Origin of the sequence: Dickeya sp. NCPPB 3274 (assembly GCF_000406205.1) — a bacterium.
Taxonomy (GTDB): Bacteria; Pseudomonadota; Gammaproteobacteria; order Enterobacterales; family Enterobacteriaceae; genus Dickeya; species Dickeya fangzhongdai.
Window position 1 is genome coordinate 3,584,520 of sequence record NZ_CM001979.1, and the last position, 14,012, is coordinate 3,598,531.

At 56.5% G+C, this 14,012-nt stretch carries 10 protein-coding genes; 4 read left to right on the plus strand and 6 right to left on the minus strand.

Annotated features, from left to right (window positions below; translation table 11 throughout):
* Positions 1 to 196: 196 nt before the first annotated feature.
* Together DXX3274_RS15960 and DXX3274_RS15965 are read left to right on the plus strand one after the other, a co-directional pair.
* Positions 197 to 1,480: an HAAAP family serine/threonine permease gene (locus tag DXX3274_RS15960; RefSeq protein WP_042860616.1), complete on the plus strand. Its 1,284-nt coding sequence runs from the start codon at positions 197 to 199 to the stop codon at positions 1,478 to 1,480.
* Positions 1,481 to 1,542: 62 nt separating this feature from the next.
* On the plus strand, positions 1,543 to 2,913 hold the full coding sequence (locus DXX3274_RS15965; protein ID WP_042860617.1) for an L-serine ammonia-lyase: 1,371 nt from the start codon (positions 1,543 to 1,545) through the stop codon (positions 2,911 to 2,913).
* 59 nt (positions 2,914 to 2,972) lie between these two features.
* Here the strand turns inward: DXX3274_RS15965 and DXX3274_RS15970 are convergent, their stop codons facing one another.
* From DXX3274_RS15970 to DXX3274_RS15995, 6 genes are all read right to left on the minus strand, one after another.
* Positions 2,973 to 3,413, minus strand: a complete 441-nt coding sequence (locus DXX3274_RS15970; protein ID WP_042860618.1) for a helix-turn-helix domain-containing protein — start codon at positions 3,411 to 3,413, stop codon at positions 2,973 to 2,975.
* Between the two features lie 254 nt (positions 3,414 to 3,667).
* Positions 3,668 to 4,228, minus strand: coding sequence for a YolA family protein (locus DXX3274_RS15975; protein WP_193747039.1), 561 nt, complete (start codon positions 4,226 to 4,228; stop codon positions 3,668 to 3,670).
* A 460-nt stretch (positions 4,229 to 4,688) separates the two neighbouring features.
* Entirely contained in the window at positions 4,689 to 5,138 is a 450-nt protein-coding gene (locus DXX3274_RS15980) for a DUF4879 domain-containing protein (protein WP_050569893.1), read from the minus strand.
* Positions 5,139 to 5,476: 338 nt separating this feature from the next.
* On the minus strand, positions 5,477 to 6,292 hold the full coding sequence (pstB, locus tag DXX3274_RS15985) for a phosphate ABC transporter ATP-binding protein PstB (RefSeq protein WP_038667030.1): 816 nt from the start codon (positions 6,290 to 6,292) through the stop codon (positions 5,477 to 5,479).
* Between the two features lie 32 nt (positions 6,293 to 6,324).
* Complete coding sequence (gene pstA, locus DXX3274_RS15990) at positions 6,325 to 7,971, minus strand: phosphate ABC transporter permease PstA (RefSeq protein ID WP_042860620.1); 1,647 nt, start codon at positions 7,969 to 7,971, stop codon at positions 6,325 to 6,327.
* Positions 7,968 to 10,124, minus strand: a complete 2,157-nt coding sequence (locus tag DXX3274_RS15995) for an ABC transporter permease subunit (RefSeq protein ID WP_042860621.1) — start codon at positions 10,122 to 10,124, stop codon at positions 7,968 to 7,970. Before DXX3274_RS15995 ends, pstA begins: the two co-directional genes overlap by 4 nt.
* A 222-nt stretch (positions 10,125 to 10,346) precedes the next feature.
* Between DXX3274_RS15995 and ppk1 the strand changes: the two genes are divergently transcribed.
* Together ppk1 and ppx are read left to right on the plus strand one after the other, a co-directional pair.
* The gene (gene ppk1, locus DXX3274_RS16000) at positions 10,347 to 12,416 is read left to right on the plus strand and encodes a polyphosphate kinase 1 (protein ID WP_042860623.1); all 2,070 of its coding nucleotides are present in this window, start codon (positions 10,347 to 10,349) and stop codon (positions 12,414 to 12,416) included.
* Between the two features lie 4 nt (positions 12,417 to 12,420).
* Positions 12,421 to 13,950, plus strand: a complete 1,530-nt coding sequence (ppx, locus tag DXX3274_RS16005) for an exopolyphosphatase (RefSeq protein WP_038667019.1) — start codon at positions 12,421 to 12,423, stop codon at positions 13,948 to 13,950.
* Positions 13,951 to 14,012 lie beyond the last annotated feature (62 nt).

The window sequence follows — 14,012 nt, forward strand, 5'->3', positions numbered from 1 at the left end:
TTAAAATAATTGACCTTAATTCATTTGTGTGATCGCCTCACTATTATTCCTCAACGGTCAGGATATAGAATGCAGCCACAAAAAAGATTACCCCGATTCACATGATGTCTCGTGTGACACCTGCGAATTATCTCTGTATTGGCCTGCCGCCGGTACGGTATTTTTTATACTCTGTGTTCACCAAGGAGAAACACGCATGAGCACAATTCAAGACAGCAGTCAGGTACTGGAGCAAGCTTCAGGCTGGCGTAAAAGCGATACCGTCTGGATGCTGGGCCTGTACGGCACGGCAATTGGGGCGGGCGTGCTGTTTTTGCCCATCAATGCCGGTATTGGCGGTCTGATTCCGTTGATTATCATGGCAATTATTGCTTTTCCAATGACCTATTATTCTCATCGCGCATTATGCCGTTTTGTCTTATCCGGCAAAAAAAGCGGTGAAGATATTACCGAAGTGGTAGAAGAACATTTCGGCACCGGTGCGGGAAAATTAATCACCCTGCTCTATTTTTTCGCCATTTATCCGATTCTTCTGGTTTACAGCGTAGCCATTACCAATACCGTTGACAGCTTTATTACTCACCAGCTGCATTTACCGTCGCCGCCGCGGGCGATTCTGTCGCTGATATTGATTCTGGGGCTGATGTTTATTGTCCGTTTCGGCGAAGCCATGATTGTAAAAGCCATGAGCGTGCTGGTTTATCCGTTCGTAGCGGTATTAATGATGCTGGCGCTGTATTTAATTCCTCACTGGAATACCACGGTCTTCCACAATATTTCCCTGACCAACAGCACCACCGGCAACGGCATGCTGGCGACGCTGTGGCTGGCGATTCCGGTAATGGTGTTCTCCTTCAACCATTCGCCGATCATTTCATCTTTCGCGGTCGCCAAACGCCGCGAGTATGGCGACAACGCCGAGAGAAAATGCTCCCGCATTCTGGCCTGCAGCCACACCATGATGGTGCTGACCGTGATGTTCTTCGTGTTCAGCTGCGTACTGGCGCTCTCTCCGGCGGAGCTGATGGAAGCCAAGACGCAGAACATTTCGATTCTGTCCTACCTGGCTAACCATTTTAACAACCCGGTCATGGGGTATATGGCGCCGGTTATCGCCACCATCGCTATCTCCAAGTCGTTCCTCGGCCACTATCTGGGCGCCGGCGAAGGCCTTAACGGCATGATGGTGAAAATGCTGCGCAGCCGCGGCAAGACCGTCTCGACCACCAAACTGAACCGCATCACCGCATTGTTCATGCTGGTCACCACCTGGCTGGTCGCCACCCTTAACCCAAGCATTCTGGGTATGATTGAAACGATGGGCGGCCCGGTTATCGCCTGTCTGCTGTTCCTGATGCCGATGTACGCCATCCGTAAAGTGCCGGCTATGCGCCAGTACAGCGGCGCGCTGAGCAATGTGTTCGTCACCCTGCTGGGTCTGATCGCCATCACCGCCATCGTCTACACCCTGTTCGAGTAATACCTCCGTCCCCTCCCGACGCAGGCGGCCCGACTGCCTGCGTCAGCTGAAAGGAACCCCCTATGGTCAGCGTATTTGATATTTTCAAAATTGGTATCGGCCCTTCCAGTTCGCATACCGTTGGCCCGATGAAAGCTGGCAACATGTTCACGGACGATCTGGTCAGCCTGTCTCTGATTTCATCGGTTGACGCCATTATCGTTGATGTTTACGGCTCGCTGGCCCTGACCGGCAAGGGCCACCATACCGACATCGCCATCATTATGGGGCTGGCGGGCAACCTGCCGGACAGCGTGGATATCGACGCCATCCCGGCGTTTATTCAACAGGTGCAGCATAGCCGCCGCCTGCCGCTGCTCAACGGACAGTACGACGTCAGCTTCCCGCTGGACAGCGCGCTGCGCTTTCAGCCGGAGAACCTGCCGCTGCATGAAAACGGCATGACGATCCGCGCGCTCGACGCCAGCCAGAAGGTGCTGTACAGCAAAACCTACTACTCCATCGGCGGCGGTTTCGTGGTCGATCAGGAGCACTTCGGCCAGCCGATGACGCAGGAAGAGCGCGCGCCCTGGCCGTTCTATTCCGCCCGGCAATTGTTACAGCACTGCCACGACAACTGCCTGTCGCTGTCGGCGGTGGTGATGAAAAACGAAATCGCCATGCACGGCCGCGACGCGCTGGAAGCCTATTTCGCCAGCGTCTGGCAAACCATGCAGAACGCCATTCATCGCGGCATGAACACCGAAGGCGTCCTGCCCGGCCCGCTGCGGGTGCCGCGCCGCGCCTCGGCGTTGCACCGTCTGTTGTTCACCAACGGCCGTTTTTCCAACGACCCGATGGACGCGATGGATTGGGTAAACATGTTCGCCATGGCGGTGTCGGAAGAAAATGCCGCCGGCGGCCGGGTGGTGACGGCGCCGACCAACGGCGCGTGCGGCATCATTCCCGCCGTACTGGCGTATTATGACCGCTTCATCCAGCCGGTAACGCCGGACACCTGCCTGCGCTATTTTCTGGCGGCCGGCGCCATCGGCATTCTGTTCAAGATGAACGCATCTATTTCCGGAGCGGAAGTGGGTTGTCAGGGCGAAGTGGGCGTAGCCTGTTCAATGGCGGCGGCCGGTCTGGCGGAACTGCTGGGCGCCAACCCGGAGCAGGTATGCATCGCCGCTGAGATCGGTATGGAACACAATCTGGGGCTGACCTGCGACCCGGTAGCCGGTCAGGTTCAGGTGCCGTGCATCGAACGCAACGCCATCGCCTCCGTCAAGGCCATCAACGCCGCGCGCATGGCAATCCGCCGCGCCAGCGAACCCCGCGTCTCGCTGGATAAAGTGATTGAAACCATGTACGAGACCGGTAAAGACATGAACGCCAAATACCGCGAAACCTCCCGCGGCGGTCTGGCGATCAAAGTGGTGCAGTGCGAGTAAGCGTTCATTTACAGGCAGTTAAAACAGACTCACGCGCCGGGCTAATGCCCGGCGTTTTTTCAGGAAGGTTTTTTCTCGCTATCCGGCCAGGACCAGATCAGGTTGTTTTCAGCGGCGGAAACATACCAGTCAAGCGCGCTGGCGACCGGTTTGGGCATCGACTCCGGCGCGGCGACCGACGCAGGGGCGTTAGTGTTTTTCTTGCGTATGCGCAACGGCGTACGTGTTTGCCCGCCATTCAGGCGCGCATTGAAATTTTCGACTTCGGTATCAAACAGCACGCCTTCCAGCTGATGTAAGCGATTCAACCCGCGCAGAATCGCCAGCAGGCTGCTCAGGGTAATGGACTCGCCCATTTCCGCCCGCTTGATAGTGGCGATACCAAGCCCGGCCCGCTCGGCCAGATCCACCTGCGACAACCGTTGCTGAATACGCGCGTCTTTTATCCGCCGACAAAGCTCGGTGATGATGTCACCTTCGCTCATGGTGCTGAATCTCATAATGCCTACCGTTTAATACGCGTGAATGAAAACCGACGCTATTTTATCACCGCCGGGATCAATCACACGGATAATTAATGACGCGTATCAATTATTTTGATCCAACACATAAAATGCTGCTCAATACGCCCATTTATCCAACTCAGGTACGTTATTTCCGTCTGATGAATCACGCCTTAAAACAAAACTGTTTAAAACAACAGGCAGCGCATACGCCGCCTGTTGTATGGCACTTACTGAATGTTGCATGGCACTTACTGAATATTGAGCGACGTGCTCAGCGTGCGATTCGGGAAATTGGTCGATGTGGATTGATAACGGAATACCACCGACGACATATTGTCTGCATTGAAATACGCCATCCAACCCGCAACGGTGTAGCCAGCCGGGCAGCTTTCGGTATAACGACCATTAACAATACAAACGGGGTTAACCTGATACGGGCTGGTTTGCCCGCCGTTCAGCCAGCCAATGCGGTTACCGCCATACCCCACTTCCAGCACGGCGATGCGTAGCGTTCCGCCGGCATAACCTGACAGTGTAATGGTATTGGTCGGCACCGCCTGCCAGCCGCCTTTCAGCGAGGAATACACCGCGTACACCTGCACCGAACTCAACGCCGGCGCCGGCGCACGCAGCGCTTTATGTTCGGAAGAGGACACGTCCTGTTCTGAACCGGCCGACAGCGGATGATCGATAAATGGAGAATCGAGCGCGGTAATTACGGTTTGTACCGGCTCATCAGAGGTTTGAGCATAAACTGGCGATAGCGCCGCCACGACCATACCCAGCGTAAAACCTATTTTTATAGACATTCTCATCCTGAGTGGTTCCATTAAAATATGCAGCCCATTGCTGCCATGAAATACTAATCAGCACAAAAAATTGCCTCCAGTAAAAAAATGAGATAACCAACATCATTTAAGAAACAAATAAAAATAAAAGAAAAAATAAATAAAATAAAAATAAAAACCAAACGGGAAATATAAATCAAAACCAATTAGCCAGTAAATATTACCGTTAATTTATTTTTTGTACGACTTGCTATCTTTCATCTCAGGGTAAGATGGCATAATAACGCACGCCTGACACGGAACACGTAAGGATTTTGAATACTGTCTGCAAAAAATAGTCAGTGAGGCGGGCTGTCAGGATGTAAGCCTATCAGGATATAAGCTTGTCAGTACGGCTGTTATTACAACAGGCAGCGTATGTGCTGCCTGTAAGGTGTCGTCTTATCGATACGGTATTTTGAAAAAAATCACCGAATAAATATTACTTAATCGTGAGTGACGTGCTCAATGTTTTATAGGGGAAATTAGCCGACGTCGATTGATAGCGGAAAGTCACTGATGACTGATAGTTCGCACTAAAATACGCAATCCATCCCGCACCTGTCGCGCCTCTCGGGCAATTATCCGTCATCTCGCCTCTCACCAGACACGCCAGTTTCACTGAGTCAGGTTTCTTTTGTTCGCCGTTGATCCAGCCAATACGATTACCACCATACCCGGTTTCAACCACGGCAATCTGCAGTGTGCCGCCCGCGTAGCCCGGGCCTATCGAAACCGCGTTGACGGGTGCATATTGCCAGGTTCCGCCATATACCCCGGATAACACTTTAATACGTAATCCACTCAGTGCAGGCGCAGGCGCACTGTACGCAGAAGACGCCGTAGCCAGAAGTAATCCCAGAGCCAACCCCATTTTTATAGACTTTTTCATCCCTAGCAATTCCATTTAAATAGACAGCCAATTGCTGCGAAAGAAATAGTAATTCACCTAATCAATTCCATCCAGTCAAAAACAGACATAACCAATTTTGGTTAGGCAATAAATAAAATAAAGCTGACACAGATCAAATAAAGGAAATAAGTAAAACTGGCGCTACCGCCGCCACAGAAGAAAATATTTATTTATTGTGGTTTTTCTGCGCTACTTTTTATTTAATTGAAATGTAAGGTTATGAACCGATGAACTTATCGCAGCACAGAACTTATCGCTGCATAACGTAAAGTGAACAAACCGCCTCACGAAAATATCCCATTATCGTGAGGCGCAGCTTAACCGAAACGACCGGTAATATAGTCCTCGGTACGGCGTTCGGCCGGAGCGGTAAACAGCGCGTCGGTCTCGTTATATTCAATCAACCGGCCATGATGAATAAACGCCGTATAATCGGATACCCGCGCCGCCTGCTGCATGTTGTGGGTCACCAGCACCAGCGTAAAGCGGCGTTTCAGCGCGCCGATCAGCTCTTCGATCACCAGCGTCGAGATCGGATCGAGCGCCGAAGTGGGTTCATCCAGCAACAGCACCTCCGGTTCGATAGCGATGGCGCGGGCGATCACCAGCCGCTGCTGCTGGCCGCTGGAGAGCGTCAGCGCATTGTCGCCAAGCCGGTCTTTTACTTCATGCCACAAGGCCGCGGCCCGCAGCGCATTTTCCACCGCTTCATCCAGCATACGCCGGTCTTTCACGCCCTGCAGACGCAGGCCGTAAATCACGTTTTCATAGATGGATTTGGGGAATGGATTCGGGCGCTGAAATACCATGCCGACCCGGCGGCGCAGCGTCGACACATCCACCGCCGGATCGTTGATGGGCATGCCTTGCAGACGGATATCGCCTTCAATGCGGCACGTATCCATCAGGTCGTTCATGCGGTTAAAACAACGCAACAAGGTGGATTTACCGCACCCGGACGGCCCAATCAACGCGGTCACGCGGTGCTTCGGAATACGCAGGGATATATCGCTCAGCGCCTGCTTGTCGCCGTAATACAGATTCAGCCCGTCTACCGACAAGGCCGTTTGATCATCCGTCAACCGGTGGACGTCCATCACGGGGAGTCGTTCCAGCTGTTTAGGCATGCCCATCACTATTTCTCCCACCACGGTTCTCCCGCCACTCAGAGTGACATCGCTCGGTATTTTTCACGCAGCACATGGCGAATGCCGATCGCTGCCAGATTCAACGCCACCACAATCAGCACCAGCAACAGCGCGGTGGTGTACACCAGCGGACGGGCGGCCTCCACATCCGGGCTCTGAAACGCCAGATCATAAATCTGGAACCCCAGATGCATGAATTTCCGCTCCAGATGCAGGTAGGGGAAGATATCATCCACCGGCAGCGCCGGCACCGACTTCACTACGCCCACCAGCATCAGCGGCGCGGTTTCCCCCGCCGCTCGCGCCACCGCCAGAATCAGCCCGGTCATCATCGCCGGCACCGCCATCGGCAACACCACCCGCCACAGGGTTTCCGCCCGGGTCGCCCCCAGCGCCAGCGAGCCATGACGCACCGACACCGGAATACGCGACAACCCCTCTTCGGTGGACACAATCACCACCGGCAGCGTCAGCAGCGCCAGCGTGAGCGACGCCCACAACAGCCCCGGAGTGCCGAACGTCGGGTTAGGCAGCGACTCGGCGTAAAACAGGCTATCCAGCGTACCGCCTACCAGATAAACAAAAAATCCCAGCCCGAACACGCCGTAGACGATCGACGGCACCCCGGCCAGATTCGCCACGGCAATCCGTACCCAGCGCGTCAGGCTGTTGTTGTCGGCGTACTCGTGCAGATAGACCGCCGCCACCACCCCCAGCGGCATCACGATAACCGACATTAAAATAACCAGCAGCACGGTGCCGAAAATTGCCGGAAACAGCTGGCCGGGGCTGCTGTCGTCCGGCTCGAACCGGGTCAGCATGGTGCCCAGCACCTGCAGCGTCTGCTGCGCTTTCTCAGGGATTGTCATCGCATTCGGGTACCAGGCCCGGTCGATCATCCTAACCGGAATGGTATGCCGTTGTCCTTGCGCATCCCGCAGCAGCACGGCGCTCCGGTTGATGTCGACATTGAACGCTATCAGTTGCTGATTGAGCTCGTTGAAATGACGCTCCAGCTCGGTGCGTTCAGCTTTGAGGCGCGCCTGCGCCTGATCGCCCAACCGGTTTTCCCGGCGCAGTTTCTCTTCCTGCAGCCGCAGCGCGTCGAACTGCTGGTTAACCCGGTTCATCTCCCCCAGGCGCAGAGTCTGAGCGCGCGCCATCAATTGCCGCACCTGCAAAATGCGTTGTTGCAGCGTCGACGACAGATTGTCGGACACCAGCGGCTGCCCGTCCTCGGTCATGCCGTCAAGATAACCATAGGCCATACCGTTGGTGGTGCGGCGCACCGCCAGCACGTCAGCAGGCTGGCGGGCATCCGTCACCGACGTGGACAGCAATGTCTGAAAGCTCTGACCGTAAAACTCCCGCCACCCGGTCTTGAGCAGATAACGGGTAGCGCCTTCGGCGGGCGCATTCACCACGCCGGCATCCGTCAGCTGTTGCCGGGTCAGACGCTGCGCGTCGTAGCGCTCGCCGATCAATTGCCGCGCACTGCCCTGCGAATCCTGCAGGCTAAATAGCCACACCGGCTGCGGCCACAGATAGCGCGCGCTCTGCCCGACCAGCAGCACAAATACCGCGATCATGGCAATCAGGCTGAAGGTAATGGCGGACGCCGTCAGCCATACCCAGGGCGTTCCGGTGCCGAACCAGCGCTTCATGACAATTCTCCTTCATCGCGATAGCGGCGACGCAGACGCTGGCGAATCACCTCCGCCAGCGAATTGACCACAAAGGTAAACACAAACAGCACCAGCGCAGCCAAAAACAGCACCCGATAGTGCGCGCTGGACATCGCCGCTTCCGGCATTTCGATGGCGATATTGGCCGCCAGCGATCGTAACCCCTGAAACAGGCTGTTGTTCATAACCGGCGTGTTGCCGGTCGCCATCAGCACAATCATGGTTTCGCCCACTGCACGGCCGAAGCTGAGCATCAGGGCGGCGAAAATACCGGAACTGGCCGACGGCAGCACCACCCGCCACAGCGTTTGCCACGCCGTCGCCCCCAGCGCCAGCGAACCCTGACTCAGCCGTGTCGGCACGCTGAACAGCGCATCCTCCGCCAGCGAAAAAATCAGCGGGATCAGCGCAAACCCCAGCGCCACCCCTGCCACCAGCGTATTACGCTGGCTGAAATGATCGCCCATCCACTGCCAGAGCGGCTGCCCCAGCAGGCGCATTTCCAGCCACGGCCCCAGCCAGCAGGCCAGCGCCAGTATCAGCAACATCGCCGGTATCAACAGTAATGCATCCCAGCCCGCCGACACGCCGCGTCGCCAGCGCTCGGGCAGTTGCTCCAGCAACCAACCGCATCCCAGCACGGCCAGCGCCCACAGCGGCGGCAGCAACAGAATAGCGGCCAGATAGGCGGCCATGTGCGGCGCCAGCCAGAGCGCGGCAATCAACCCGATCACCACCGTCGGCAACGCGCCCATGATTTCCATCGCGGGTTTAACCCAGCGCCGTAGCGCCGGCGCCATGAAGCAGGCGGTGTAAATCGCGGCGGCCAGCGCCAGCGGCGCGGCGAACAACATGGCGTAGAGGGCGGCTTTGAAGGTGCCGGTCAACAACGGGACCAGACTGAATTTGGCCTGATAACTGTCGTCGGCGGCGGTCGGCTGCCAGACATAATCAGGATCGGGATAGTTTTCATACCAGAGTTTCTGCCATAGCCCGCGCCAGCCGATATCCGGGTAAGCGTTGTCCAACTGATAGGGTTGCCAGCCAGCGTCCGTTTCCACCAGCAGCGCCCGTCCGCGGGGAGAAAACGCCGCCAGCCTGGCCTGTGGCGTCAGCAAGGCGCTCATCAACTCACCGGATTGTTTGCTGGCGAACAGCGAGAAATGCCCCTGTGGGTCGAGGGTGGCGAAAACGCGGCGACGCGGTTCGATCACCAGTTGCAACTGCCGTCCTACCGTGGGGAAAGTACGAATCTCACTCAGGCGCGGCCCTTGTGCCGCCGGGGTATCGAACCACTGACTGACCCGCCCATCGGCGGACTTCACCAGCAACGAATGGCCGCCCGCCAGCAGCGATAACGACAACGGCGCCGTTCCCGGCAACGTCACCGTTTCGCGGGCGGTAAGCGCTTGCTCTCCACGTTGCCACACCGTCAGGCGATTGCCGTTCAGGGTATAGAGCTGCTGCCCGTCCGGCGTCAGCAGCAGTTGCTCTGCCGGCTCGTTCAACACGACCTGCCCGGCGGACTGAGCGCCAGCGGCCGTCAGCGAATAGAGTTGCAACCGGTTATCGCCGCCAATCATCGCCACCCGCAGCACATCGCCAGACTCAGCAACCGCCAGTTGCCGCAACGGCGCCGCCGCCCCGGCCGGCAGCAGCGGCCGCTCACCCAGCGGATATCGCCACTGCGGCGCACCAGCGCCGGACAGCGGCATTTCCGGACGCACCACGCTCAGCGCGCCGTCAGCCTGCCCCAGCACCAGTAGCGGGCGCTCACCTACGCTCATCGCCGCCAACGTTACCGACGGCGCTAATGGCACGCGTTCTACGGACTGGCCGCGCTCAAGCGCGATGAATTCGCCGTAACCGGCCGTATCCACCCGGAAAGCCCAACGGCCGTTGTCGCTGATGCCAAGCGCTATCGCCGGCTCGCGGGTATCAACCGCCACCGGCGCCAGCGGCCGAATCGACGCAGAGGAAAACAGCGGGATCACCACATACAGCAGATAGAAAAAGATCAGCAGCAGCGCCAGCAACACCAGCCACCCGCTCCCCACCACAATCCGGCGCGTCAGCCGGTCGATAAACGCCCGCTGTCTGTCCCGGTAAGGTAAATTGCCTGTGTCTGCCATGCGTCGCCGTTGTTCCTACCGTGTCGTGAATCTGTCTTTCCCCTTGCGTAAATGAAGAGGAAGTTAAATTCCCCGTCACTGACGGGGTAACATATGTTGCCTTTACGCCTGTAATATGACAATGGTAAGTCGATACGCGCATTCGCTTTTATCGTCATTTGCGCGCCATAATGAACGTGGATATTAGCTACACTTAAGTCAAAATAGTGTAACGGAGCGACAATGAGTCAGGACAAACTCTACATAGAAAAAGAGTTGAGTTGGTTATCCTTTAATGAGCGTGTGTTGCAGGAAGCTGCGGACAAATCCAATCCGTTAATCGAACGGATGCGGTTTCTCGGTATCTATTCCAACAATCTGGACGAGTTCTACAAAGTTCGCTTTGCCGACCTGAAGCGCCGCATCCTGATCAACGAAGAACAAGGCTCCGCCGGCGAACTGCGCCACCTGCTCGGTAAAATTCAGGCCCGGGTGCTGAAAACCGACCAACTGTTCGACAACCTGTACAACGAACTGCTGCTGGAAATGGCCCGCAACCAGATCTTTCTGGTGAACGAACGTCAGGTTTCCCCCAACCAGCAGATCTGGTTGCGCGAGTACTTCCGGCAAAATCTGCGCCCGCATATCACGCCGATTCTGATTCTGCCGGAAACCAATCTGGTGGAATTTCTGAAAGACGATTACACCTATCTGGCGGTGGAAATCATCCGGGGCGAGAAGACCGATTACGCGCTGCTGGAAATCCCGTCCGACAAAGTGCCGCGTTTCGTCGACCTGCCGCCGGAAGCGCCGCACCGCCGCAAGACCATGATTCTAATCGACAATATTCTGCGCTATTGTCTGGACGATATTTTCCGCGGCTTTTTCGATTTCGACGCGCTCAATGCCTATTCGATGAAAATGACCCGCGACGCCGAATACGATCTGGTCACCGAAATGGAATCGAGCCTGCTGGAACTGATGTCCTCCAGCCTGAAACAGCGTCTGACCGCCAAGCCGGTGCGCTTCGTCTATCAGCGCGACATGCCGGACGCGATGGTGGAGTGCCTGCTGAACAAGCTGGATATCTCCTCCTACGACTCGGTGATCCCCGGCGGCCGCTATCACAATTTCAAAGACTTCATCGGTTTCCCGAATATCGGTCGCGCCAATTTGGTCAACAAACCGCTGCCGCGCCTGCGTCATAGCTGGTTCAGCCAGTTCCGCAACGGCTTTGACGCCGTCCGCCACCGCGACGTGCTGCTTTACTATCCGTACCATACTTTCGAGCATGTACTGGAGCTGCTGCGTCAGGCCTCTTTCGACCCGAGCGTGCTATCGATCAGGATCAATATCTACCGCGTGGCGAAAGATTCCCGCATCATCAACTCGATGATCCACGCCGCCCACAACGGCAAAAAGGTCACGGTAGTGGTGGAATTGCAGGCGCGTTTTGACGAAGAAGCCAACATTCACTGGGCCAAACGGCTGACGGAAGCGGGCGTTCACGTTATCTTCTCGGTGCCGGGGTTGAAGATTCACGCCAAACTGTTCCTGATTTCCCGCAAGGAAGGGGACAACATCGTGCGCTATGCCCACATCGGCACCGGCAACTTCAACGAGAAAACCGCGCGCCTGTACACCGATTACTCGCTGCTCACCGCCGACGAACGCATCACCAACGAAGTGCGACGGGTGTTCAACTTCATTGAAAACCCGTACCGACCGGTCAGCTTCGACCATCTGCTGGTGTCGCCGCAAAATTCCCGCGCGCGTCTCTATCAGATGATCGATCAGGAAATCGCTAACGCACAATCGGGTCAGGAAGCCAAAATTACCCTGAAAGTCAACAACCTGGTGGATAAAGGACTGGTAGACCGTCTGTACGCCGCTTCCAGCGCCGGGGTAAAAATCAACCTGCTGGTTCGCGGCATGTGTTCGCTGATTCCAGAACTCCCCGGGATCAGCGATAATATTCGTGTCATCAGTATTCTGGACCGCTATCTGGAGCACGATCGCGTCTATGTGTTCCACAATGGCGGCGACCATAAGGTCTTCCTGTCGTCCGCCGACTGGATGACACGCAATATTGATTACCGTATCGAAGTCGCGGTGGAAGTGCTTGATCACAGGCTTAAGGGCCGGGTGCTGGACATTCTGGATATTTTGTTCAGCGATACGGTAAAAACCCGTGTGGTAGACAAGGAGCTGAGCAATCGCTACGTCACCCGCGGCAACCGGCGCAAGATACGCGCCCAGAATGCCATCTATGACTATATCAAGGCGCTTGAGCAACCCGGAGAACAGGCCTGACCCAATGCCTTTAACGAATCACAATACCGAACAACCCCAGGAATTCGCAGCTATCGACCTGGGGTCCAACAGTTTCCATATGGTGGTAGCCCGCGTCGTCAATGGCGCACTGCAGGTACTGAGCCGCCTGAAACAACGCGTGCATCTGGCCGACGGGCTGGACAGCCAGAACCGGCTGAGCGAGGAATCCATCCAGCGCGGGCTGAGCTGTCTGGCGCTGTTTGCCGAGCGACTGCAGGGCTTTCCCGCCACCAACGTGTCGATTGTTGGTACTCATGCCCTGCGGCAGGCGGTAAACGCGCAGGATTTTCTGCGCCGCGCCGCCAGGATTATCCCCTACCCGATCGAGATCATCTCCGGCCATGAAGAAGCCCGTCTGATCTTCATGGGGGTGGAACACACCCAGCCGGAAAAAGGCCGTAAGCTGGTGATCGACATCGGCGGCGGTTCCACCGAACTGGTGATCGGCGAGGACTTCGAACCCATGCTGGTGGAAAGCCGCCGCATGGGTTGCGTCAGCTTCGCCCAGCAGTTTTTCCCCAACGGCGAAATCAGCGAAGCCAACTTCCGGCGCGCCCGGCTGGCTGCGGCTCAGAAGCTGGAAACCCTGGCATGGGAATACCGTATTTACGGCTGGGACTATGCATTGGGCGCTTCCGGCACCATCAAGGCCACTTGCGAAATCCTGGTGGCGATGGGGGAAAAAGACGGGCTGATCACCCCGGAACGGCTGGAAATGCTGCGCGAACGCATCCTGCAATTCAAAAATTTCCGTGCGGTCAGCCTGCCCGGTCTGACCGAAGATCGTCAGAGCGTGCTGGTGCCGGGCTTCGCCATCCTGTGCGGCGTGTTTGACGCGCTCGCGATCAAGGAACTCCGCCTGTCGGACGGCGCTCTGCGCGAGGGGGTGCTGTACGAAATGGAGGGCCGCTTCCGCCATCAGGATATCCGTATCCGTACCGCGCAAAGTCTGGCCAGCCACTACAATATCGACCGGGAGCAGGCTAAACGCGTACGGGAAACCGCTGAACAGCTTTACGCCCAATGGGCGCAGCAGAACCCGTCGCTGGTGCATCCGCAACTGGAAGCGTTGCTGAAATGGTCGGCCATGCTGCATGAGGTAGGGTTGGGCATCAACCATAGCGGTATGCATCGTCATTCAGCCTATATTCTGCAAAACACCAACCTGCCGGGTTTCAATCAGGAGCAGCAGCAGTTGCTGGCCCTGACGGTTCGGCTGCATCGCAAAGCCGTCAAGCTGGAGGAGTTGCCGCGCTTCAACCTGTTCAAAAAGAAACAGTACCTGCCGATGGTGCAGCTGTTGCGCCTCGCGACTCTGCTGAACAACCAGCGCCAGGCAACCACCACGCCGAAAACGTTGCGCCTTATCGCCAGCGAAACGGCGTGGACGCTGATCTTCCCGAACGGGTTCTTCAACCAGAACATGCTGGTTCAGCTTGATCTGGAACGAGAACAGCAATACTGGGAAGACGTTAGCGGCTGGAAATTGCACATCGAAGAAGAACTGGTCTGATTGTTTTCCAGGCCGGCAGCGCCTCCGGGTTTGCTGTCCGGCCTGTTATTACGGTGTATTTG

Coding starts and splice junctions, on each gene's coding strand:
- DXX3274_RS15960 (WP_042860616.1), top strand. CDS start 197: ATGAGCACAATTCAAGACAGCAGTCAGGTACTGGAGCAAGCTTCAGGC.
- DXX3274_RS15965 (WP_042860617.1), top strand. CDS start 1,543: ATGGTCAGCGTATTTGATATTTTCAAAATTGGTATCGGCCCTTCCAGT.
- DXX3274_RS15970 (WP_042860618.1), bottom strand. CDS start 3,413: ATGAGATTCAGCACCATGAGCGAAGGTGACATCATCACCGAGCTTTGT.
- DXX3274_RS15975 (WP_193747039.1), bottom strand. CDS start 4,228: ATGTCTATAAAAATAGGTTTTACGCTGGGTATGGTCGTGGCGGCGCTA.
- DXX3274_RS15980 (WP_050569893.1), bottom strand. CDS start 5,138: ATGAAAAAGTCTATAAAAATGGGGTTGGCTCTGGGATTACTTCTGGCT.
- pstB (WP_038667030.1), bottom strand. CDS start 6,292: ATGGGCATGCCTAAACAGCTGGAACGACTCCCCGTGATGGACGTCCAC.
- pstA (WP_042860620.1), bottom strand. CDS start 7,971: ATGAAGCGCTGGTTCGGCACCGGAACGCCCTGGGTATGGCTGACGGCG.
- DXX3274_RS15995 (WP_042860621.1), bottom strand. CDS start 10,124: ATGGCAGACACAGGCAATTTACCTTACCGGGACAGACAGCGGGCGTTT.
- ppk1 (WP_042860623.1), top strand. CDS start 10,347: ATGAGTCAGGACAAACTCTACATAGAAAAAGAGTTGAGTTGGTTATCC.
- ppx (WP_038667019.1), top strand. CDS start 12,421: ATGCCTTTAACGAATCACAATACCGAACAACCCCAGGAATTCGCAGCT.